Below are 20,785 nucleotides of genomic sequence, written 5' to 3'. Positions count from 1 at the left end.
AAGCAATCCTGTTTTATGTCATACCTGCGAAAGCAGGTATAGTGAAACCTATTGAATTAGGTGATACAAACTTTGTGTCATACCTGCGAAAGCAGGTATCTAGATTCCCGCCTTCGCGGGAATGACAACTTACAATCGTTATGTTCTTTATCACCTAATCCTATGGGCATAACTATATCTTAGATTCCCGCATACGCGGGAATGACAATTTACAATTGCTTCGTTTTGACCTACGCTCTTCCTCACAATGATGCCAGACTGTTTTCCCTATGACTTTTAAATGCCATGCGTAAGGTGAGTTCTTTACCCGGAATTCATAAATTCTACACGGGTTTACGGGGTTTCCGGAATTTATCCAAAACTATTATATTATCTGCTGAATTAGATTTACTTCTAGAATCAACAAACCCCTTAATTTCCCCTCTTTTTTTTGCATCCGATAATTGATTAGATTTGATTATTTCAGGCTTAAACCTTAGACTATAACCACTATTAGGATCAATAAAACTGATCAGAGAATCAAATGGTACATTAATTGTTTCTTTGATACCATCAAAACTAACCGTTACGGAAAAGCCATTATCCCCTATAGTTAAATCTTCAAATTGATACTGCATTACTATAGTTATTTCTTTTGGATAGCGTTCTTTTATCCTAGAAGATAAGACTACTGCAGGATTGTCAGTTCTATAAGAAATATACAAGAGTTGATTCATCTGCAACTTATCCACACGAATTCTTGCAAGAATCTTTTTTACAAATTCTAACATACATTCATTAAGAAATTGTTGATATGAGTTGTTCATAGTCATAAAAAATAAAATAAAGTAAGTATACTTGCAGCAAAACTGCATAACTCTATCTAATTTTTTTGTTAGTATAAAATTTATTTTATACATTTGGGTTCCTACTATGCAAATACCATCAATTACTGTTGAGCAAGTAGCTCAGCAATTTAAAGCCTGGCGTCAAACTAAAACTAACAAGTTTGATCCCATACCAAACCATCTAAAGGAATTAGTTCGCCAGCTACTCCATCACTATTCTTGCAAAGATATAGCCAAACATCTCAATATTAATAAAACAATAATTAGTTCAATTCAACAAGCCCATCAACCTTCCCTCAAAACTTCTCCTACCTCAACTTCAAATAAAGTTCTACAACACGATATTAATTTTCTCCCATTTCAACTAGTAAATTCTATAGATACTGATCCTGTGGCTACTCCCAAACAAAATTACTACACTTGCCACATTATTAAGCCAAATGGTACCAAGCTTATTATTCAAACACTAGAGCTAAAAACCATAATTCAAACATTTCTATGCTGCAACTAACCCCTCAGTCAGTTATTTTTGTTGCCACTATTGCCATCGACTTTCGTAAGGGTATCGATGGTTTAATAGCTGTTTGCAGACAAAAACTTTCTTCCAACCCTCTTAATGGTTACTTGTTTTTATTCTATAATAAAAACAGAACTGCCATTAAAATTTTGTCCTTTGACGGTCAAGGCTTTTGGTTATGCTCTAAACGCCTATCCAAAGGTAAATTTACGGCAAAACTTTCCCCATCTGATAATTCATCTTATCAGATTTGTTATAGAACCTTACACATTCTTATTCATAATGGCGATCCTAGTTCTGCCAAACTCTCCAATGATTGGCTTCCTGTCATTTAAGCTGCCGTCTCGATTAATTCCGTATTATTTATATATCTTGCATAGGCAAAAGGTGTATAATTCGTAGGATGCTTCTTTGCTTTGCTACTCTGCTCTTGCAGCCAATTTAAATATTTAAATGCATTGATCCCGTTCTCACTACAAGTCTTTACTATACTATACAGACCACTATGTATCTCAGCACTATTGATTGTTTTAAAGAATAATGAATTCTTCCTTTGTAAAATAATGGTACGTAGTGACCTCTCAGCCCAATTATTATCAAGACTGCTAACTGGAATTTTCAAAAATTGCGTCAAACCTTCTTTATTATTTAACCAATATTTCATAGCTTGCCCAAACCTACTATTAGGCTCAACTTTCTTGTCGTTAAATAATTCGTCTATTTTGTTATATATGTTTTCTATATATTTACTGCTATGTTCCTGATGGTACTTCAGCTTTTCCTCAAGGCTCATCTCTTTACATTGATGTTCATTATGGTAAATCCCACCAGTTTGTTTGAGAAAATATCCGCATTCTTCAGGATAGTATGGTTCATTATCTGTAAATTTCCTCTGTCCATGTGATAAACAGTTGATCATAATTATTATTGCTAGTAATTCTTTATCTGCTTCTGATAATACTGGGTTATTATTGTTACTTGCATCAGTCATTAAATGAATAGAATCAGTCCTATTCTTACGATTCTTTAGTACGTTACCAATATTTTCCCCGCCATGCTTATTACCGGTAAAATATAAAACTATCACCTCATTATTGGCAGTCTTAGCACATATAGTAGTGGTATAACAGCTGCGTCCTTTCTTATTTTGAGTACGTAATTTTTTATTGGCTACAGTAATTTCTAAAATTCTAGCTCTAGTATCATCAAGATTCAGTGAGCTACATTCGGCAGCCATTTCCAATAATACCCTGTAAATTTCAGCTCCACCACCTTCTTGCCAAACATCTAAATATTGTTGCCACAACGAGCTATATGATACAGGAACCCCGCTTAAACTTTGCAACCTAGATAAACGATAGAAGGGAGTACCGTAGGTCTTTTGTAACACTATTGCACTTTTGCTACTATTTGTCCATTTGTTGATATTCTTATTGTTCATAACTGTATAATCGCAAGCATTACAGCGTAACGTTTTCTTTACATATCTGTTGACTGTAATTGGAGCATTACCTGTAAATTGTAGCAATTTTCTAGCTTCACTATTATAGAGTTTACCATTATCACAGTGAGGACAGCTATCACCACTACAAAAATTCTCAGGAGCTAAATAGCTGGTATTTGCATCCTGATAATCATCAAATCCATATTTACCTTGCCAATTACTGCGATCTCTCTTCTTGGACTCATCGTACTCTTCTTCATTACCACCATTCTTATTATCAGATTCACTCGGTGGTTCTTTTAATGAATCTGAACTATCTTTTTTTTGTTATCTGCCTTAAAACCAATCATCATCTCCTTAAGCTTATTTATACTGATGTTTGATGATGCTAGCTTGTCTATTAGTTCGTTACAAAATTTCACAAGTTCTATCACCGCTTGCTGATCATCTCCTGTTAATGAACTTGCCTTAATATGTTGTATTAGTTCTTCTCGTTCCTCAGCACTTAAGGTCGCTACTTTTGGCTTTTTCATTTTGATTCATTCATTACGTTTAATAATTGAAATGTTATAGTATAACTGATAGTTTTTCAACCAGTTTTTTTACTAATCGGTGATATTTGCATAGTAGGAACCCAAATTTATAAAATAAATTCATACTACCAAAAAAATTTAATAGAGTTATGCAGTTTTGCTGCAAGTATACTAAAGTAATATAGCTAACCCGTCAATGTTCTAGATAGCCTCTACGTCATTGCGAGGAGCTACTTTAGTAGCGACAAAGCAATCCAGAAAAGTGATTAGAGTGGATTGCTTCGTCGGCTCACGCCACAACTGTCGAAAGTTAGAAGGTAGAGCGGGTTTAGAGGTCATCATGGCAGTTTAGAAGTTGCGGGAAAATAACTGGCGTCATTGCGAGGAGGCGTGAGCCGACGAAGCAATCCATTCTTGGTTACTTTTATGGATTGCTTCGTCGACCTACGGTCTTCTCGCAATGACGTTGACCACATACGACTTTTAAAGTACACTATCTAAAATCGCTTCCCTCTTCTAACTTTCGACAGTTGTGCGGCTCACGCCTCCTCGCAATGACGCCTGGGATATCTAGAACATTAACGGGTTAGCTATAGTAAAAGCTATTGAATTATATCTAGAATATATGATGTCCTCTTGTTATTCCTAAGCTACGGCGTGAATCTATAATAGTCAAGGGCATTTTTGAGCCATCCTGAATTTATTTCAGGATCTATATACACTTAACAAGATCCTGAAATAAATTCAGGATGACCCCTAACCTCACTCCGTTCAAGGTGACTTACCAATGCTCAATTCATCTAATTAGCGGGGCTTTTTCTGTTGCCCGGTTAAGCCCCCAACCGCGTAGGATTAAGCAGCTAGTGCTGCAGTTCCTACGAAACGTTTATTATCATTTGCGTTTCCTTTTTTTAACCCAATGACACAAGGTCCGGCGGAATTATACCGAGTAAAGATAATTTTTTTATTAAGCACGTCGATCCTATTTCGCCCCCATAAAACTTTGCTTACAAAACATATCATAACTTTCTGGTGGAAGCGCCGGGTACCGCCCCCGGGTCCGCAACCTCTATTCTAAATCACGTTTATTACCATATCTACAAAAGTAGCGACTCTATGATACATCAATTATAATGAGGTGTAAAGGCTAATTTCAACCGGACTATCCAGGGCTATCTGATAGTTAGATTTTTACTTGAGAAAATATAGCTAACAATTTTTCAAATAATTTACATATATCTATTAGTGTAGTTGATTTTTATGATATATTGTCATACAGGAAGGATGAATTTTATAGCCTCTCCGTCATTGCGAGACCACGTAGTGGTCGTGGCAATCCAAATTTAATCATTTTCCCTGGATTGCTTCGTCGGCTTACGCCTTCTCGTAATGACGCCTGAGTTAGCTATATGATCTAATTTATTGGCTTTTATGTTAAACGAACGTATAACTGAAAATATTGTGAGGAATTTATTACGAGAGAAAGGCTATTATAATGATGATAGCCTTATAATAGAAGAACAATCATCAATAAATCCCAAAATAGATAAATTACTAAAAAATTCTTCAAAAAGTGGTAATGGTGTAGGACGCCCTGAATTTATTATATCTTTTAAAAATAATCCGGATAATTTAATTGTCATAGAATGCAAAGCAAGCATATCACAACATGAAAGTAAAAATAGAAATCTATATAAAGATTATGCTGTAGATGGTGTTTTATTATATGCTTCTTATTTAAAAGATGCTTTTAATATAATCGCTATTGCAGTTAGTGGACAAAATGAAAGAGAGAAAAAAATCTCAACTTTTTTGTGGTTAAAACAACATTATACCTATAAGGGTATGCTCGACAAGATTCTTCTAAAATCCATAGAGATTGAAAATATTATCAAACAGCAATCTAAGCCATTTGCGGAAGAAGAGCTTATTAAGAAAGCAATAGAATATAATTCATTTTTGCATAATTATTCTATACCAGAAGTCGAAAGATGTACATTAATAAGTGCAATTTTAATTGCATTGCAATATACCCCATTTTTGAATAGCTACAAATATTACACATCTAACAAAGAGCTGATTGAAGCCTTATTATCTGCTTGTGAAAGTGTTTTAAAGCAAAATGATTTAGATTATGAGAAAAGACAAATTATAATTTTAGAATACTCAAAATTTAGAAACAATAATGATTTTAGCTCTGATATAATTTACAATAAAAAAACAAAGAAAGATGAGAAAAACACACTTTTGAGAGATTTTATTTTATCTATCAATCAAGACATTTTACCCCATATTGATGAAAGTCAATTTGATATTTTAGGAAAATTTTATACCCAATTTATAAGATATGCTGGAAGTGACAAAAAAACTGGTCTTGTATTAACACCCTGCCATATTACAGATTTTTTTTGTGATATCGCAGAATTAAGCACTGATGATATTGTTTTTGATCCTTGTTGTGGGACAGCTGGTTTTTTAGTAGCTGCAATGAATTATATGCTTAAAAAAGCAGGAAATAATACAGATAAACATAAAAAGATAAAATCAAGCCAATTAATTGGCGTTGAGAAAAGAGCTGATATGTTTTCTCATGCCTGCTCTAATATGATGATGAGAGGAGATGGTAAAAGTCATATTTTATATGGCAGTTGTTTTGATGAGAAGAACAAAGAAATAATAAAAGAGCAAAAGCCAACAAAAGGTTTTTTAAATCCACCTTACCAAGATGGAAACGCTGATGAACAACTAGAGTTCATAGAGAATACTTTAGAATGTTTGACTAAAGGTGGTATTTGTGTTGCTATTTGTCAAATGTCCACGGTGGTTTCTGAGGCTAGTAAAGTAATTGAAGTTAAAAAAAGATTACTAGAAAAGCATAGCTTAGAGGCGGTTTTTTCTATGCCAAACGATTTATTTCATCCAATCAATGTCAATAGCTGTATATTAGTTTTTAAGGCACACTCTACACATCTTAAAAATAAAAAAACATTTTTTGGCTATTTTAAAAATGATGGATTTATAAAACAAAAAAATAGTGGTAGAATAGACAAGAATGACAACTGGAAAAATATTAAGGATTCTTGGTTAGAAAAATACATTAATAAAGAGAGCGTTGCTGGTATCAGTATAATAAATAATGTTACTGCAGAACAAGAATGGTGTGCTGAAGCATATATGGAAACAGATTATACCAGCTTAACAGAAAATGACTTTATTAAAACTATTAAAGATTATGTTGGATTTTTATTTCTGAATAACTATATACAACTTGCAACGAATAGTATATTCTCTAATCAAAATATTAGTTTAGAAACTGCAAATTGGCAATATTTTTACGTTTCAGATATATTTGAAATTTTAGAGAAAGCTAAATGCAGCAATGCTTCAGTGCTTTTAACTAGCGGAGAGGATGTTTTTTACATAGGAGCTAAAAAGACAAATAACGGTGTTATGGAAAAAGTTGTAACTGTTGATAATCTAATCTCCAAAGGAAATAGTATAGTGTTTATAGGCGATGGGCAAGGTTCGATTGGATACACAAATTATCAACCATTTGATTTTATTGGCTCTACAACATTAACCTTAGGTTATAATAAGAAATTAAATAAGTATAATGCCATGTTTTTAGTAACTGTGCTTGATCTGGAAAGATACAGATATTCTTTTGGTAGAAAATATGGAAAAAATATTGTTACTAATGCAAGAATTAAATTACCAACAACACAACAGGGATCACTAGACTGGGAATTTATGGAAAACTATGTAAAATCACTAACCTATAGCGGCTCTCTATAAACAGAATGATAGCTAACCCGTCAATGTTCTAGATAGCTCCTGCGTCATTGCGATAACGACGAAGCAATCCAGAAAAGTGATTAGAATGGATTGCTTCGTCGGCTCACGCCTTCTCGTAATCTGATATATCCCCACGAAATTAGTTGCTAACAAATAATAAAAAAGTACTTACATTATTAAACTAATAATAGGATATAGTCAAGGTATGCAAAAATTTTTCCAAGCAAACACCCGAATAAACGCCTATTTTTTTACTTGAATACAATAAATTAGGTGTTATTTCTCCATTGCTACAACCATTGCATTTAATTGTATCCCAGGAACTCAACCGTAATTGATTTCGTGGGGATGTATCAGCTCGCAATGACGCCTGGCTGTTTTTCCTATGACTTTTAATATAGTGAAACCTATTGAATTAGGTGATACAAACTTTGTGTCATACCTGCGAAAGCAGGTATCTAGATTCCCGCCTTCGCGGGAATGACAACTTACAATCGTTATGTTCTTTATCACCTAATCCTATGAGCATAACTATACCATGCGTAAGGTGAGTTAAAAAATCTTCTTCAAATCAATAATTAACTCTTCAAACTGTTGATTATTCGAATATTCTAGAATGACTTTGTCTTTTATTTGGTTTTTGAACCAGGTGATTTGCCTTTTTGCATATTGCCTGGTTTTAGTTTGGGCTAGATTTAAGGCAGTTTGTAAAGTAATTTCATTATTCAGATAAGATAACATTTCTCGCAGACCAATGGCTTTTATGGCAGAAGAACGTATGTCAGGAAAGTTTTCTTTAATTAGAGCTACTTCTTCAATCGCTCCTTCATTAAATATTTTTTCTAGCCTGGCATTACACGTTCGATAAAGAAATTCCCGCTCCGGATGTAGGAAAATTACTTTAAAGTCAGATTTTGGAAGAATGGACGTATTTTGTGCAGCTTGGAAAGTAAATATAGATTGTCCAGTCTGCATAAATACTTCATAGGCTCTTATAACTCTCTGACTATCGTGCTTATTTAATTTTTGGCTAGCTAATACATCAAGCTCTTTTAGTTTATTAAAGAACTGACATGAGCCAATCTTAGAGTGCAACTCTCTAACATATTGCCTAATTTCGGGAGATATTGTTGGTATTTCATTATAACCAAACAGTAGTGAATTAATATATAACCCCGTACCACCAACAATTATTGGCAGCTTAGCTCTATTACGAATGTCTGTAATTTTCTCAAAAACACGATGTACATATTGTATTACTGAAAATTCTTGATCTACAGATAAAAAGTTATAAAGATGATACGGTATCTCATTTCGGTATATTTGTGATGGTGAAGCAGTAATAATAGGTATCTGGCTATATATCTGCATAGAATCACTGTTAACTATCTCGCCATCATATATTTTAGCTAAATAATGAGCCAAATAAGACTTGCCACTAGCGGTAGGTCCACATATGATTAACATTTTCTTTTTTTGCATTAAATGTATATACTCAACAATAAAAAATCAATAATGCACAAATATAGCTAATCCGATTAACATTACCCACAATTCACAGGGCTATTTAAAAATCGTAGGGAAACTAAACTGGAAACTTAAAGACGTCATTGCGAGAAGACCGTAGGTCGACGAAGCAATTTTTTTGTCATCCCTGCTTCAGTGCGGGATCTAGATTCCCGCCTTCGCGGGAATGACAACTTACAATTGCTTCGTTTCTCCTAAAAATTCTTCAACTATCTTTGACTTATGCAGGAAGTCTAATAATGGTAACGACACTGTAGAACGAAGATAGTGTTATTGCTTTTTATTTCGTACACAAGCCTATGTTCTTGGTCTATTCTACGTGACCAAACATTTTCTTGTTGAAACTTTAACCTCTCAGGTTTTCCAAGGCCAATTTCAGGAGATATAGTTATGCCTATAGGATTAGGTGATAAAGAACATAACGATTGTAAGATGTCATTCCCGCGAAGGCGGGAATCTAGATACCTGCTTTCGCAGGTATGACACAAAGTTTGTATCACCTAATTCAATAGGTTTCACTATATAGCAATATCACGACAAAGTATTTTTATTCTTTGTATTTTTTTAGGGCTATTTGTACGCCAAAACTCTAAATGTTCTAAAGCAGTAGGAGTCCAGAATATCTCAAAACTCAACTTTTTTTCCTATACTTTGTTTTGATTCTGCTAAAGCCTTAAATAATTCTTGAGCGTTTTTAGGTGAACGTAGTAAATAGGCAGTTTCTACTAAACTATCATAATGATCCTTTTCAAGCATTACTACTTCTTTTCCATTTTTCCTGTGAATATAAAAAACTTCAGCATTATTAGCAATTTGATCTAAAATTGTATTTAAATGTTGTCTAGTATATGAATAAGTTACTTTTCCATTTGATTATTATATAATGAGTATTGTACAACATAATTGTACAATACTTTGCCATTGATACACAAGCTTTTTTCTATATGGTTGATCAGGACAGTTTAAAAGTTGTGGGAAAATAACTGGCGTCATTGCGAGGAGGCGTGAGCCGACAAAACAATCCATTTTTGGTTACTTTTATGGATTGCTTCGTCGACCTACGGTCTTCTCGCAATGACGTTGACCACATACGATTTTATTTAGGTAAATATTCGTCATTGCGAGGAGCTGCGAAGCTGCGACGAAGTAATCCAAAAAAGTGATCAGAAATTGCTTCGTCGGCTTACGTCTTCTCGCAATGACGGGGTAATGCTAATCTGGTTAGCTATAATATATAGAGTTGTCTTTAATATTTGTGGTAATAAATATATGCATAATCGCTATGAAGTAATAGGTATACATTGTAAGGAATGTGTCAATAAAATTAGTAATGCCCTTAGTAAGGTGGGGAAATATAGTTTAGCACCTATAAGGGAAGATAACACATCAATTGGTCTTAATATATCTAATAATCATGCTAACAATTGGTTCAAAGATTATTATCCTTTATTACTTATCATTGGATTTATTGTAATGATAGCAACTTTTATATCTTTCGAAAATAACCATTTTTTGATATATAGTTGGATGAATACTTTTATGTCCAGTTTTTTTATTATATTTTCGTTTTTTAAATTGCTTGATATTAAAGGTTTTGTAGAGAGATACTAAAATGCCAATTAAGAGCAAAACCGAGTTTGCATCATGAATAGAGCTACCGAAATTTTACCAAAAACATGTACCATAAGCCCATTGTAAGATCTGACCTTACTAGCTATTTGTATATTGGTCTTTTCTTCAATCCAATTAAATAGCGACTCTATGGGTTGCCTCACGCTTGATATTGCACTGGATAGTAGTCTATCTGCCGCATCTAACAATTCCTGCCCTTTAGCTTTCTTAACCGGGGTGTATAGAGTAATACCACCTTGATCTGCAACTGGCTGATTCCCTGTTTGATAGGCTTTGTCTGCGAAAACCCTACTATTTTCTGGTAATTGCTTAGATAATTCCTCATAAAACCTTATATCTGCAGTACCAGCATCCGTTATTCCAAAATATTGCGGTATAGGCAAGTATCCCTTTTTGTAACTTCCCGCTGCATGTAATTTAATCCCGTAATAATGGAGTTTTTTAGTTGCACAGTAACCATTATTAGTCGCAATCTCTGGAGCTATTTTTGCGTTAAATCTTCTACCTCTATGAGCTAATATTATTGGCATAGAATCCAAAAGTAATGGATAAGACTGATTATAATCTTTTGGAAGTTGGTGATAGAGAGCTGTCATTAAACCGCTAAACAGATGAGAAACTTTATTTAATCTCTGTACAAAAGCTACATAGCTTGGTAACGCTTTAAACCAGTCACGCAAGTGCCTATCGGTATATTCATAAATTTCCTTAACTGTATGGCGTTTACTCATAATACCGAATATATAGATTGTCATAACCTCTTCATCCGAGAAAGTTAAATTTGAATAATTAGAAATACGTGCCATGTTTTTTCTTAACTTATGTTGATATTCTTTGCAAATAAATAGGTAGAGTGATATTAATTGTGATTGCCAATCCATATAAAATGCCATTTTACGTTGAAAACAAAGACATTTTATCTATTGGATTGGTACTTTTCAAGCATTCACTTAGTCTTCTTCAGCTCTTAATTCGCATTAAAGGTATGATATACAAGTATAATGTTAGTCGGGTTAGGTGTATGACAAGACCGGCATTCCTAATTGCTTTTTTTACAACAATTGTTCGTTATTATGATTATGCTCTTTTTGGTTTATCAGCAACAGTTCTATCCAAGAACTTTTTACCATTAGAATCGAATGATAAACAAATATTATTATTTTTTGCTATATTTAGTATAGCTGTAATAGCTCGTCCTATCGGTTCTATCATTTTTGGTTTTATTAGCGATAAATATGGTAGAGTTGCATCAGTTAGAATCTCGGTATTTTTAGCTACTATCTCGACGATTCTTATAGGAGTAACTCCTAATTTTGATAAAATTGGCATGGTGGCTACAATAATTTTAATATTTTGCCGTATGACATTTTTAATGAGTTTAGCAGGAGAAAGTGATGCAATAAAAATTTACGTTGTAGAAAAAGTAGGTAAGGCTAGCAAGAATTGTGCTAGTGGTATCGTGTCATTTTGTAGTCAGATTGGGGCATTGCTTGCGGCAACAATTTATCATTTTTCGACAAAGTTTGAATCAATTGCTTATTTATGGCGGATAAATTTTATTATTGGTGGAATTTTTGGTTTATTTATCATATTCCTGAGGCACTATTTTCATGAAAGCGAGGAGTTCTTAAAATCTAAAAAGGATACTAAATCTCCAGATTATAACTTTTTTTATTTAGCAAAGATTATAAAAGATTCATCTAAAAAATTTATTCTAGCAATATTAATAAGTGGTTGCATAGGAGGTATTTACCATTTTCTAATTTACTTTTGGGGAGTATTTGCCGTAAAGAGTGCATTAATTATGAATAGTAGTCAATCTCAAATTATCAATATAGCTTTAATAAGCATTTATGCTATTATGTCGGCATTAGCTGGTTTTTTAGCCGATAGGTTTTATCCTAAAAAACAAATTATCATCGCATTATCATTAAGCTTGTTAGTAATAATTATTGTACAATATTTATTATATAAAGAAATCTCGGTAATTTACTTTCCAGTAATGCTTATAGGGCTTGCCCCATTTTACGTAGTGCCATTACAAATTATTGTCCAATCTATGTTTATAACTAATATTAGGGCAAGAATGTGTAGCCTATCTCATTCACTTGGCGGTATGATACTTTCATCCACAACACCATTTTTTTGTATGTTATTATGGCAATATTTTAATTCAATATACTTAGTGCTAGGATTTTTTCTGCTATTATTACTAATATTGTTCAGTACAGTAATTTATCTGTATAGTACAAACGTTATAACAAATTATAGCCAACCCGGTTAGCATTACGCCGTCATTGCGAGGAGCTACTTTAGTAGCGACGAAGCAATCCAAGAATAGTGGATTGCCACGACCACTATGTGGTCTCGCAATGACGTATGTACCTATGACTTGTCATTGCGAGGAAGACCGTAGGTCAACGAAGCAATCCATTTTTGGTTACTTTTATGGATTGCTTCGTCGCTACTAAAGTAGCTCCTTGCAATGACGGCGTAATGCTAACCTGGTTGGCTATACCAAACTGAAGGAGAAAATTTTGCAAAAAAAACATAATCTAATAAATTATGACTATAGTGCCTATAATACTTTAAGAAGGCTAATAGTTGACCATATGAAACCCTATCTAAAACAGATCGGGGTGGCCGTATTTTTTATGGTAGTTTCGGCTATGTGTACTGCTTATATTATTGAATTAGTCCAACCAACCATTGACCAAATATTTTTAACACATAATCGTCAAATGTTATTATTTTTACCGTTAGTGGTAGTAATGACCCATACTATTAAAGGTGTTGCTGAGTATTATTCAAGTTATTTAATTAAATTTATCGGTCAGAGAATTTTAACTGATTTGCAAATCAAAATGTATGAACATCTATTATTTGCCGATATTCTATTTATTCAGTCTCAATCATCGGGGCGTTTAATATCGCGTTTTACTAATGATATTTCCATGATGCGTGGTGCTGTATCGAATTTACTAGTAGGTTGTGCCAAACATTTTTTAACAGTAATAGGTCTGATCCTAGTTATGTTTAAGCTAGAACCTAAGCTATCTTGTATTGTATTTATGGCATTTCCGATGGCAATTTATCCAATACAACAATTAGGACAGAGAATTCGCAAAATATCAGGTCAAGCTCAAGAGGAATTAGCTAATTATACTTCAAGGTTAGATGAAACTTTTGGGTCAATTAAAATTGTTAAGTCTTTTTTAGGAGAGAAAATTGAAAGCAACCGAGCTTTATTGATCTCTAGCAATATTTTACGTTTTCTAAAAAGAACTGCCAAATTGGATGCATTGATCTCACCAATTATGGAAATATTAAGTGGTATGACAGTTGGGGGGCTTATCTGGTATGGTGGACTGTTAGTCATAGAAGGGGAAACTACTCCAGGAGCATTTTTTGCTTTTATCTCAGCTTTTATTGCGGCTTATAGACCTTTTAAGAGCTTGGTATCTTTAAATGTTAACCTACAAGAAGGTATCTCTGCAACAAAAAGAGTATTTAATATTCTAGATACCGAACCTGTTATCAAAGATAGTGTAAATGCTCAAAATATTCAGTTAGTTAATCCATCAATAATCTTTAATAATGTTGAGCTAAAATTTAATAATAAAGTATCTTTAAAGAGAATTAATTTAAAATTAATGCAAGGGAAAACTACAGCTGTTGTAGGGCGTTCTGGCAGTGGTAAAACTTCATTATCTAATTTACTAGTAAGATTTTATAACCCAACTAGCGGACAAATTTTAATTGATGATTACGATATTAAAGATATAAAGATTGAGTCTTTAAGGCGGCAAATCTCTTTAGTAACGCAAGATACTACATTATTTGACACTAGTGTTGCAGAAAATATTGCTTATGGCAATCCAAATGCCACTCACAGTGAAATTATTACCGCGGCAAAATATGCTGATGCTGATGAGTTTATTGCACAGCTACCATCCGGTTATGATACGATGATTGGTAATCAAGGTTCAACACTTTCAGGTGGGCAGCGTCAGCGTTTAGCAATAGCTAGAGCTTTTTTGAAGCCGGCAGCAATTTTAGTTTGGGATGAGGCAACAAGTTCGTTAGACCAAAATTCCGAGCGATTAATTTTAAATTCTTTAGTAAATATTCGTAAAGGTAAGACTACCTTAATTATAACCCATCGTTTATCGAGTATTAAAGATGTTGATCACATAGTTGTTATGAAATCTGGCATGATATTTGAACAAGGAACTCATTCACAGCTTATAGAAAATAAAGCAGAATATTATAAATTATATCATAAAGAATTAGAGGAGGGGGATAAATAATTTTTTAGATTATAATATATTATAAATAAATTTTTATTTTATAGACAAATTTTCTTGCTGTATTAAAAAATTTTTGATACATTTATTAGTGTAAATACTTTATTTGTTATAAATAATGTTTTACAAAACTTATCAATATTATACAACTTGGAGGTTTCATTATGTTTCTTTTTATTAGGCATAGGGAAAAGATAAAAAAAGCAGAAGCTGATGCTCAAGCTCAAGCTAATGCCCAACCTACTGTGCGTACAAACAATTGCTGGGGTAATATGGACTATTCACCATTAGCTCCTACTGATACACTTAACGTTAAAGTCTCCCCTGCTTTAATAGGAGTTTTAACTGGTGGTGCTATTAGTGCTGCAACGCAAGGTCCTACAGCTGCTCTTAAAGGTTTAGGCTTAGCTATACCGTCAGTTATGGCATCTGACCTAGCTAGGGGAGACCATTCTCTTAGTGTGTCAATAACAGGTCATGATGGAGATACATATGGTCATTTTAATTTTCCTCACTAATATTAACCTGAATTCGATATAACTTGTTATATCGAATTTAGGTGATAATATAGAAATAATTAGGTTTATAGCTAATCCGATTAGCATTACTTCCTAATTCACAGGCATTATTGTGAGGAACCGCTTTACGGCAACGAAGCAATTCAAAAAAAGCGACCAGAAATGGATTGCTTCGTTGGCTTACGCCTCCTCGTAATGACGTTTGGATATAAAAAGTACTTGTGTCATTGCGAGACCACGTAGTGGTCGTGGCAATCCATTCCTAATCACTTTCCTGGATTGCTTCGTCGCTACTATAAGTAGCTCATCGCTAATAGACGCAAATTTACTATACTAATCAGGTTAGCTATGTATGAAGAATCGTTTCAAGTATACATTTTGTTTACTGCTTATATCGAATAATGAGGTTAATTATGTTTAAGTGGTGGGATCCTAAAGATTTGTTATATTTAATCAGGGAAACATTGCACATGACTATCATGCTTCGAGTGATAATTTATCTAATTGAGCATAATATAGGTTTTTATGAGATTTTCTTTAGTAAGGATGCATTATATCCTACCATTCTCTTACTATTTTTTGGGTTTATTTTTACTACAATTCAGTATTACTGGTGTAAAAATAAAAAACTTTAACAAATACGTACGAAGAGCCGTTTCAAATATATATTTTGTTTACTGATTATGTCGAATGATGAGGTTAATTATGTTTAAGTGGTATCCTAAAGGTCTGTTATATATAACCAGGGAGACGTTGTATACAATGTGCATATTTCGAATGATACAGTGTTTGGTTGAACACAATGTAGGTTTTTATGAACTTTTCTTTACTAAGTATGCATTATACCATACCATTGCATTACTATTTTTTGGATCTATTGTTTATACAATTGATTATCACTGGTGTAAAAATAAAAAACTTTGACAACTGCATATGGTTAATATGGAAAAATAAATATACTGCTATGATTTCAAGAGTTGATAGACGATAGAATATAAAAATTATATATTGAGGTTGTGGTTAAGTTGTTTAATATAAAGTTTATAAAAACTGATTTACAAATGTACAAATTTTCTTTCATTGATTTATTTGCTGGGATAGGAGGTTTTAGGATTGCGTTGCAGTCAATAGGTGGAAAGTGTCTTTTTTCATGCGAAATAAATGAACATTGTCAAAAAATGTATCAAGAAAATTTTGGAGAGATTCCAGCTGGAGATATCAAAACAATAGATCCAAATGATATACCGGAGTGTGATGTTTTATGTGCAGGATTTCCTTGTCAACCCTTTAGTATTTCAGGTAAAAAAATGGGATTAAAAGATGAACGTGCAAGTGTAATTGAATCAATATTTAATATCATAAGTCATTTAAAGCCTAAAGTTGTAATGCTAGAGAATGTAAAACATTTATTACATCATAACAATGGTGAAACATTGCAACACATCGTATCAAACCTTAATAAGATAGGCTATAACATTTCTTACAATATACTAAATGCAAAAAATTTTGGAGTTCCGCAAAATAGAGAAAGATTAATTATTATTGCAAGTTTAAACGGTAAGTTTGATTTTTCTAAGCTTCAAAAACAAAAAAGTATAAAAATTCATGATATTTTGGATCAAGAAGGGGATTTTGAATTTCTAGAATCAGATGAATATAAAACTATAGACAATCCAACTAGACAACAAAGTGGTTTAATATTTTGTGGATATAGGAATAAAAAGATAAGAACTACAGGAGTTAGGGAGGGAACTGAGCATTTATCTAGAGTTCACAAACAACCAAACAGAATATATTCAATTGAAGGTACGCACCCAACGTTATCATCGCAAGAAACTTCGGGGCGTTATTGGATATTACTCGATAATGGACGTGTAAGAAAACTAACAATAAATGAGTGTTTTAAAATTATGGGATTTCCTGAGGACTATAAACTAAAATCTCCAATATCTGAGTTATATAAACAAGTTGGAAATTCTGTATGCATTCCAAAGGTAAGAATTATAGGAGAAGCTATAGTTGAACAATTACTGTGATTTATTGAGTTTATTATGGAATATGGAAAAGAATTATCTGCTATCTTGGAAAAAGTTTCAGTTGAGTCTGATTTCTTTATAGAGGATAGTATTAAAAGTAGATTGGATATTATATTAGATAATTCAGAGCGTAGTAAGGGGGTACTAACAGTTCTAATTACAAGTGTGGTATACAAGTATTTTCATCCTTCTCAGGATGTTAGATACCATCAATCAAGTATGCAGAATGGATATTCTGGTAGAAGCTTTGATACAAAATATGTTACTCCATTTTTAAGAAAATATGAATTTCCATCAATGTCTGAAAGTGGTTGGCTAACTCGTTCTCTTGAGCAACCTTATCCATATATATTAGACTACAAGGGAAGAATATCACCAAAAGAAGTCGCCGAAGCCTTTTTATTAATTCTTAATGAATTAGAAGTTAATAAATATTCATCAGAAGTAACTCTTAAGTATATTTTTAAGCAACTTTTAATTCAAAGGGAAAAGAAACTGGTTAATCTAGTTCGTCCAACGGAGATAACGATTGATAATGCAATTTATATTCTTGAAAAGCATTTTTCGTATAAATACAAAGATGCTTTTGGAGCAAGTAGGTTGCCAGTATTAGCAATTTATGCAATATATAAATGTTTTATTGATGAGGTTAAAAGATTTAATTCATGTAAATTGGCTCAACTTAAAAGTCATACATCATCTGATCTACGAAGTGGTGCTGTAGGGGATATTGAAGTATTTGATAAAAACAATCAAGTTCTTGAAGGTATAGAGGTTAAGTGGAATAGGCTAATCACTAAAGATACCGTGCAAATTGCATTTGACAAATTTCGGATTACTAAAATTCAAAGATATTACATTTTATCAAATTTAAAGTTAACCGCATCAGAATTTGATGCTATTAATGACATAATTCAAAAAATTAAAATCTTACATGGCTGTCAGGTTATCGTTAATGGTATTATTGACACAATAAAATACTATTCGCGTTTATTACAAGATACATCAAATTTTGTAGACAAATATGTTTCGTTAGTAGAGGTTGATAGAGCTATTAAATACGAGCATAAAATACGTTGGAATGAAATTTTTAATGAAGTTATGGTAGGCTCTGTGAAGGTTTCTAATTGATCTATATTTTGAGCTCTTTTTTGCTACGAATAAACATGATTTTCTTGAAATAGGTACACTATTCCTTTAAAAATCCTATTTATTCTCACTAAAAAATAGCTCAAAATATAGATCAATTAGAAACCTTCACAGAGCCTAGGGGGATAATTTTAGGTGAATAAATATATAATCACTCAATACCTAAAATCTTATGGATTTGTATGGAAATACGATGACCGTACTTAAGTGCCAAATCAATAGCCAGTTTTTCATTTTGTTTATTTAGCAACGGGTTATTCTGATCCATAGGTTGAATAAATACTGGTATATTATATTTACTTTGCCCAACTTCAGGTATGTTAGAATATTCTGGTATATTTTTAGCTACTAAGAATTTTATGGCATTAATGCGAGATAGTAAATCATCTCGCAATAGGGAATAACCATTTTTTCTAGTCCCATTTTTTGTAACTTTGGGTGAGCAAACTATATGTACTTTATCTGGAAGATTACGGTATAATGTGCCATTAGTTTCAATTTGCACTATATAGTCTAAATTTATTAATTTATGACATAATAATTCTATAGGTTGACGAAAAGGCTCGCCACCAGTTATAACTACTAATTTGATATTAAGCGTAAGTTTTTTGACTTCTTCGATAATGCTATTAATAGTCAATATATTAAAATCTTCAAAGTCGGTATCGCAAAAATTACAAGCCAGATTGCATCCACCAAGCCTAATAAAGACAGCAGGCATACCGACAAAAGGCCCTTCACCCTGGATAGTCTTAAAAATATTCTTAATTTCTAGGGTAGTTCCATCATTAAATATTGCTGCCCTTTTGGGATTTTGTCCGTACATAAAGTATAGTATAAAAATATTATTAATCTGTTATAGTCAATCGGATTAGCATTATTCCATCATTGCGAGGAACTCATAGGTCGACAAAGCAATGTAAGTTGTCATATATGGACGAGTGAATTTGTCAATAAAGAAAATAAAAAATAGAGCCACAAAGGAAGCGGTCATATATTCGGCATCGAGTGCCATAATGGTTTCTGCATTCTTCTAAATATCCTTGAGTAACCTCTCATTCCCACGGCTTCTAGAGCCTCGACATAATTGCGGATTTTGTTCAGAATACTTATTTCATTAACTCTTTTACTTTCGTTCTCTTTATTGTTACTAACTTACTCGCAATATTTACCAATTGCCATTCTTTTGCTTAATTGACATAAATTATCCTTCTTGCCAACAGCGCTAATTTGCGACATACTCGCTGCCATTGGTAACTACTGCATAAGCTATTCTAGCTAATTTATTCGCTAAACCAACACATATAATATTATATGATTTGTTTTCAGCAAATTTCTTCACTGCCCACTGAACTAGCTTATCTTTTGATTCTTTATCGCTTTTGGCTCTTATTGCTATTGTTCTTGCAGCTTGAATCAACATAGTTCTAGCATATCTATCACCTTGTTTGCTAATTCCTCCTAAAACTATCTTATCTCCTGAGGTGTATTGTTTTGGCACCAAACCAAGCGACGCAGAAAAATCCCTCGGGGTTGCGTAATTTTCCATTGGTGCTACGCTCAAACAACTAGCATTGATTGCTCCAATCCCAAAAATTGTCTGCAACCTAATAGCTTTCTCATTCTGTTTATTATTACTGATTATCAGCTTTTCTAAAGTTTTTTCTTTGTTACACAAATTCTCAATTTCTTCACATTCTAAAAGTAAAATTGACTGTACCCCAGAAGTTATATAACCTTCTATATACGCTAATTCTACCTCCGACTTACATGCTTTGCAAAATTTATTTTTGCTTAATTTTGTATTATAACCATATTCATATAAACTTGATATTGTAGAATTAGTTTTTTGTACTCGATCTCTGATCGTATTACTTCGGATTTTATGCAAAAATTTTATATCTTGTTCCTCTTTGCTTTTGGGTAACACATCTTTTAGCTCTGGATCGCGAGCAGCTTTACATATTGCTAAGGCATCGTTATAATCATTTTTCTGCCTCGATGTTGCATAAATTTTTACATCTTTTGTTTTCATCAACTTAACTTGCAAATCAAGCTTGTTAATTTCTTGCGACCAATAATTACCTCCTCCACATGCTTCCATGACCACCAGTGAACTTTTATTGAGATTGTTTAAACATCCTATTAACTCATCTCTTTTAACTTTTTGATGACCGACTTTTTTGCCATTTTGATCAACTTGCACCAAGTGCATAATATTTTTTGCTAAATCTATTCCAATTATACTATTTTCTATGCTATTATTTATCATGGTATGGACCTATTAATTAAATTGTTATTTAATTTGGAGCAACTGAAAAACATTTTTCACCAGACTCCGTACAAGTAAAGCATATTTCGCTTCACTCGTCCATACCATCATTCCCGCGTAGGCGGGAATCTAAGATACCTGCTTTCGCAAGGTTAATACAAAATAGGATTGCTTCGTTGCTACTATCAGTAGCTCCTCGCAATGACGTTTGTGAACTTGGCATAATAT

The 20,785-nt window shown here is 32.9% G+C and carries 24 protein-coding genes, 1 other RNA gene and 1 pseudogene; 10 read left to right on the top strand and 16 right to left on the bottom strand.

Translation table 11 applies throughout. The features are described 5' to 3' along the window. Positions 1-13: 13 nt before the first annotated feature. Positions 14-154, bottom strand: a complete 141-nt coding sequence (locus tag ACQH2P_RS06300) for a hypothetical protein (RefSeq protein WP_425363481.1) — start codon at positions 152-154, stop codon at positions 14-16. A gap of 169 nt (positions 155-323) precedes the next feature. Beyond that, complete coding sequence (locus ACQH2P_RS06295) at positions 324-806, bottom strand: ClpXP protease specificity-enhancing factor SspB (RefSeq protein ID WP_425363480.1); 483 nt, start codon at positions 804-806, stop codon at positions 324-326. 106 nt (positions 807-912) lie between these two features. Between ACQH2P_RS06295 and ACQH2P_RS06290 the strand changes: the two genes are divergently transcribed. Both ACQH2P_RS06290 and tnpB read left to right on the top strand, forming a co-directional pair. After that, positions 913-1,338 carry a hypothetical protein gene (locus tag ACQH2P_RS06290; protein ID WP_425362592.1) on the top strand — a complete coding sequence of 142 codons (426 nt, stop codon included), beginning with the start codon at positions 913-915 and terminating at the stop codon, positions 1,336-1,338. Then, complete coding sequence (gene tnpB / locus ACQH2P_RS06285) at positions 1,326-1,679, top strand: IS66 family insertion sequence element accessory protein TnpB (RefSeq protein ID WP_425362766.1); 354 nt, start codon at positions 1,326-1,328, stop codon at positions 1,677-1,679. Before ACQH2P_RS06290 ends, tnpB begins: the two co-directional genes overlap by 13 nt. On the opposite strand, the gene ACQH2P_RS06280 is transcribed toward tnpB, so the two are convergent. Then, complete coding sequence (locus ACQH2P_RS06280) at positions 1,676-2,785, bottom strand: IS66 family transposase (protein ID WP_425362590.1); 1,110 nt, start codon at positions 2,783-2,785, stop codon at positions 1,676-1,678. The genes tnpB and ACQH2P_RS06280 overlap by 4 nt on opposite strands. A 302-nt stretch (positions 2,786-3,087) precedes the next feature. Beyond that, complete coding sequence (locus tag ACQH2P_RS06275) at positions 3,088-3,321, bottom strand: hypothetical protein (protein WP_425362589.1); 234 nt, start codon at positions 3,319-3,321, stop codon at positions 3,088-3,090. Positions 3,322-3,541: 220 nt separating this feature from the next. Here ACQH2P_RS06275 and ACQH2P_RS06270 point away from each other — a divergent pair, with 220 nt between their 5' ends. Next, positions 3,542-3,673, top strand: a complete 132-nt coding sequence (locus ACQH2P_RS06270; RefSeq protein ID WP_425363479.1) for a hypothetical protein — start codon at positions 3,542-3,544, stop codon at positions 3,671-3,673. Here the strand turns inward: ACQH2P_RS06270 and ACQH2P_RS06265 are convergent. Together ACQH2P_RS06265 and ssrA are read right to left on the bottom strand one after the other, a co-directional pair. Continuing rightward, a complete protein-coding gene (locus ACQH2P_RS06265) occupies positions 3,660-3,797 on the bottom strand; it encodes a hypothetical protein (RefSeq protein WP_425363478.1) in 138 nt (45 codons plus the stop codon). The two genes, ACQH2P_RS06270 and ACQH2P_RS06265, sit on opposite strands and share 14 nt — an antisense overlap. 330 nt (positions 3,798-4,127) lie before the next feature. Then, positions 4,128-4,470, bottom strand: a transfer-messenger RNA (tmRNA) gene (gene ssrA / locus ACQH2P_RS06260). Between the two features lie 312 nt (positions 4,471-4,782). Here ssrA and ACQH2P_RS06255 point away from each other — a divergent pair. After that, entirely contained in the window at positions 4,783-7,116 is a 2,334-nt protein-coding gene (locus ACQH2P_RS06255; protein WP_425363477.1) for an N-6 DNA methylase, read from the top strand. 324 nt (positions 7,117-7,440) lie between these two features. Here ACQH2P_RS06255 and ACQH2P_RS06250 read toward each other — a convergent pair whose 3' ends face one another. The 6 genes and pseudogenes from ACQH2P_RS06250 to ACQH2P_RS06225 all read right to left on the bottom strand — a co-directional run bounded on the left by ACQH2P_RS06250 (position 7,441) and on the right by ACQH2P_RS06225 (position 11,156). Beyond that, positions 7,441-7,629 carry a hypothetical protein gene (locus ACQH2P_RS06250; protein WP_425363476.1) on the bottom strand — a complete coding sequence of 63 codons (189 nt, stop codon included), beginning with the start codon at positions 7,627-7,629 and terminating at the stop codon, positions 7,441-7,443. A 39-nt stretch (positions 7,630-7,668) separates the two neighbouring features. Continuing rightward, positions 7,669-8,598 carry a tRNA (adenosine(37)-N6)-dimethylallyltransferase MiaA gene (gene miaA, locus ACQH2P_RS06245; protein WP_425363475.1) on the bottom strand — a complete coding sequence of 310 codons (930 nt, stop codon included), beginning with the start codon at positions 8,596-8,598 and terminating at the stop codon, positions 7,669-7,671. A gap of 278 nt (positions 8,599-8,876) precedes the next feature. Next, positions 8,877-9,017 (bottom strand): Txe/YoeB family addiction module toxin, encoded by a 141-nt coding sequence (locus tag ACQH2P_RS06240; RefSeq protein WP_425364120.1) that lies wholly within the window; start codon positions 9,015-9,017, stop codon positions 8,877-8,879. 250 nt (positions 9,018-9,267) lie between these two features. After that, positions 9,268-9,492, bottom strand: a pseudogene (locus ACQH2P_RS06235) (type II toxin-antitoxin system Phd/YefM family antitoxin); the annotation flags it as partial. A gap of 103 nt (positions 9,493-9,595) precedes the next feature. Beyond that, positions 9,596-9,733, bottom strand: coding sequence for a hypothetical protein (locus ACQH2P_RS06230; protein WP_425363474.1), 138 nt, complete (start codon positions 9,731-9,733; stop codon positions 9,596-9,598). Between the two features lie 529 nt (positions 9,734-10,262). After that, a complete protein-coding gene (locus ACQH2P_RS06225) occupies positions 10,263-11,156 on the bottom strand; it encodes a transposase (protein WP_425363013.1) in 894 nt (297 codons plus the stop codon). Between the two features lie 140 nt (positions 11,157-11,296). On the opposite strand from ACQH2P_RS06225, the gene ACQH2P_RS06220 reads away from it, so the two are divergent. Next, positions 11,297-12,559, top strand: coding sequence for an MFS transporter (locus ACQH2P_RS06220; protein WP_425364119.1), 1,263 nt, complete (start codon positions 11,297-11,299; stop codon positions 12,557-12,559). A 133-nt stretch (positions 12,560-12,692) separates the two neighbouring features. Here ACQH2P_RS06220 and ACQH2P_RS06215 read toward each other — a convergent pair whose 3' ends face one another. Continuing rightward, positions 12,693-12,827: a hypothetical protein gene (locus tag ACQH2P_RS06215; protein WP_425363473.1), complete on the bottom strand. Its 135-nt coding sequence runs from the start codon at positions 12,825-12,827 to the stop codon at positions 12,693-12,695. Between ACQH2P_RS06215 and ACQH2P_RS06210 the strand changes: the two genes are divergently transcribed. From ACQH2P_RS06210 to ACQH2P_RS06190, 5 genes are all read left to right on the top strand, one after another. Continuing rightward, complete coding sequence (locus ACQH2P_RS06210) at positions 12,813-14,585, top strand: ABC transporter ATP-binding protein (protein WP_425363472.1); 1,773 nt, start codon at positions 12,813-12,815, stop codon at positions 14,583-14,585. The two genes, ACQH2P_RS06215 and ACQH2P_RS06210, sit on opposite strands and share 15 nt — an antisense overlap. Before the next feature lie 161 nt (positions 14,586-14,746). Then, positions 14,747-15,100 (top strand): hypothetical protein, encoded by a 354-nt coding sequence (locus tag ACQH2P_RS06205; protein WP_425363471.1) that lies wholly within the window; start codon positions 14,747-14,749, stop codon positions 15,098-15,100. A gap of 413 nt (positions 15,101-15,513) precedes the next feature. Next, positions 15,514-15,735, top strand: coding sequence for a hypothetical protein (locus tag ACQH2P_RS06200; RefSeq protein WP_425363470.1), 222 nt, complete (start codon positions 15,514-15,516; stop codon positions 15,733-15,735). Positions 15,736-16,125: 390 nt separating this feature from the next. Next, on the top strand, positions 16,126-17,136 hold the full coding sequence (locus tag ACQH2P_RS06195; protein WP_425363469.1) for a DNA cytosine methyltransferase: 1,011 nt from the start codon (positions 16,126-16,128) through the stop codon (positions 17,134-17,136). 15 nt (positions 17,137-17,151) lie between these two features. Continuing rightward, positions 17,152-18,267, top strand: a complete 1,116-nt coding sequence (locus tag ACQH2P_RS06190) for a hypothetical protein (RefSeq protein WP_425363468.1) — start codon at positions 17,152-17,154, stop codon at positions 18,265-18,267. A 169-nt stretch (positions 18,268-18,436) separates the two neighbouring features. Here ACQH2P_RS06190 and ACQH2P_RS06185 read toward each other — a convergent pair whose 3' ends face one another. The 3 genes from ACQH2P_RS06185 to ACQH2P_RS06175 form a co-directional block, all read right to left on the bottom strand. Next, the gene (locus tag ACQH2P_RS06185; RefSeq protein WP_425363467.1) at positions 18,437-19,111 is read right to left on the bottom strand and encodes a 7-carboxy-7-deazaguanine synthase QueE; all 675 of its coding nucleotides are present in this window, start codon (positions 19,109-19,111) and stop codon (positions 18,437-18,439) included. Between the two features lie 399 nt (positions 19,112-19,510). Next, a complete protein-coding gene (locus ACQH2P_RS06180; RefSeq protein ID WP_425362708.1) occupies positions 19,511-20,557 on the bottom strand; it encodes an IS110 family RNA-guided transposase in 1,047 nt (348 codons plus the stop codon). 91 nt (positions 20,558-20,648) lie between these two features. Then, entirely contained in the window at positions 20,649-20,780 is a 132-nt protein-coding gene (locus ACQH2P_RS06175) for a hypothetical protein (protein ID WP_425363466.1), read from the bottom strand. Positions 20,781-20,785 lie beyond the last annotated feature (5 nt).

This window comes from Candidatus Tisiphia endosymbiont of Hybos culiciformis, assembly GCF_964030975.1.
Classification (GTDB): domain Bacteria; phylum Pseudomonadota; class Alphaproteobacteria; order Rickettsiales; family Rickettsiaceae; genus Tisiphia.
This window is presented reverse-complemented; position numbering and strand designations above follow the sequence as displayed.

Coding starts and splice junctions, on each gene's coding strand:
- ACQH2P_RS06290 (WP_425362592.1), top strand. CDS start 913: ATGCAAATACCATCAATTACTGTTGAGCAAGTAGCTCAGCAATTTAAA.
- ACQH2P_RS06280 (WP_425362590.1), bottom strand. CDS start 2,785: ATGAACAATAAGAATATCAACAAATGGACAAATAGTAGCAAAAGTGCA.
- ACQH2P_RS06200 (WP_425363470.1), top strand. CDS start 15,514: ATGTTTAAGTGGTGGGATCCTAAAGATTTGTTATATTTAATCAGGGAA.
- ACQH2P_RS06265 (WP_425363478.1), bottom strand. CDS start 3,797: ATGTGGTCAACGTCATTGCGAGAAGACCGTAGGTCGACGAAGCAATCC.
- ACQH2P_RS06185 (WP_425363467.1), bottom strand. CDS start 19,111: ATGTACGGACAAAATCCCAAAAGGGCAGCAATATTTAATGATGGAACT.
- ACQH2P_RS06180 (WP_425362708.1), bottom strand. CDS start 20,557: ATGATAAATAATAGCATAGAAAATAGTATAATTGGAATAGATTTAGCA.
- ACQH2P_RS06275 (WP_425362589.1), bottom strand. CDS start 3,321: ATGAAAAAGCCAAAAGTAGCGACCTTAAGTGCTGAGGAACGAGAAGAA.
- miaA (WP_425363475.1), bottom strand. CDS start 8,598: ATGCAAAAAAAGAAAATGTTAATCATATGTGGACCTACCGCTAGTGGC.
- ACQH2P_RS06225 (WP_425363013.1), bottom strand. CDS start 11,156: ATGGATTGGCAATCACAATTAATATCACTCTACCTATTTATTTGCAAA.
- ACQH2P_RS06190 (WP_425363468.1), top strand. CDS start 17,152: ATGGAATATGGAAAAGAATTATCTGCTATCTTGGAAAAAGTTTCAGTT.
- ACQH2P_RS06205 (WP_425363471.1), top strand. CDS start 14,747: ATGTTTCTTTTTATTAGGCATAGGGAAAAGATAAAAAAAGCAGAAGCT.
- ACQH2P_RS06295 (WP_425363480.1), bottom strand. CDS start 806: ATGAACAACTCATATCAACAATTTCTTAATGAATGTATGTTAGAATTT.
- ACQH2P_RS06215 (WP_425363473.1), bottom strand. CDS start 12,827: ATGTTTTTTTTGCAAAATTTTCTCCTTCAGTTTGGTATAGCCAACCAG.
- ACQH2P_RS06230 (WP_425363474.1), bottom strand. CDS start 9,733: ATGTGGTCAACGTCATTGCGAGAAGACCGTAGGTCGACGAAGCAATCC.
- ACQH2P_RS06175 (WP_425363466.1), bottom strand. CDS start 20,780: ATGCCAAGTTCACAAACGTCATTGCGAGGAGCTACTGATAGTAGCAAC.
- ACQH2P_RS06220 (WP_425364119.1), top strand. CDS start 11,297: ATGACAAGACCGGCATTCCTAATTGCTTTTTTTACAACAATTGTTCGT.
- tnpB (WP_425362766.1), top strand. CDS start 1,326: ATGCTGCAACTAACCCCTCAGTCAGTTATTTTTGTTGCCACTATTGCC.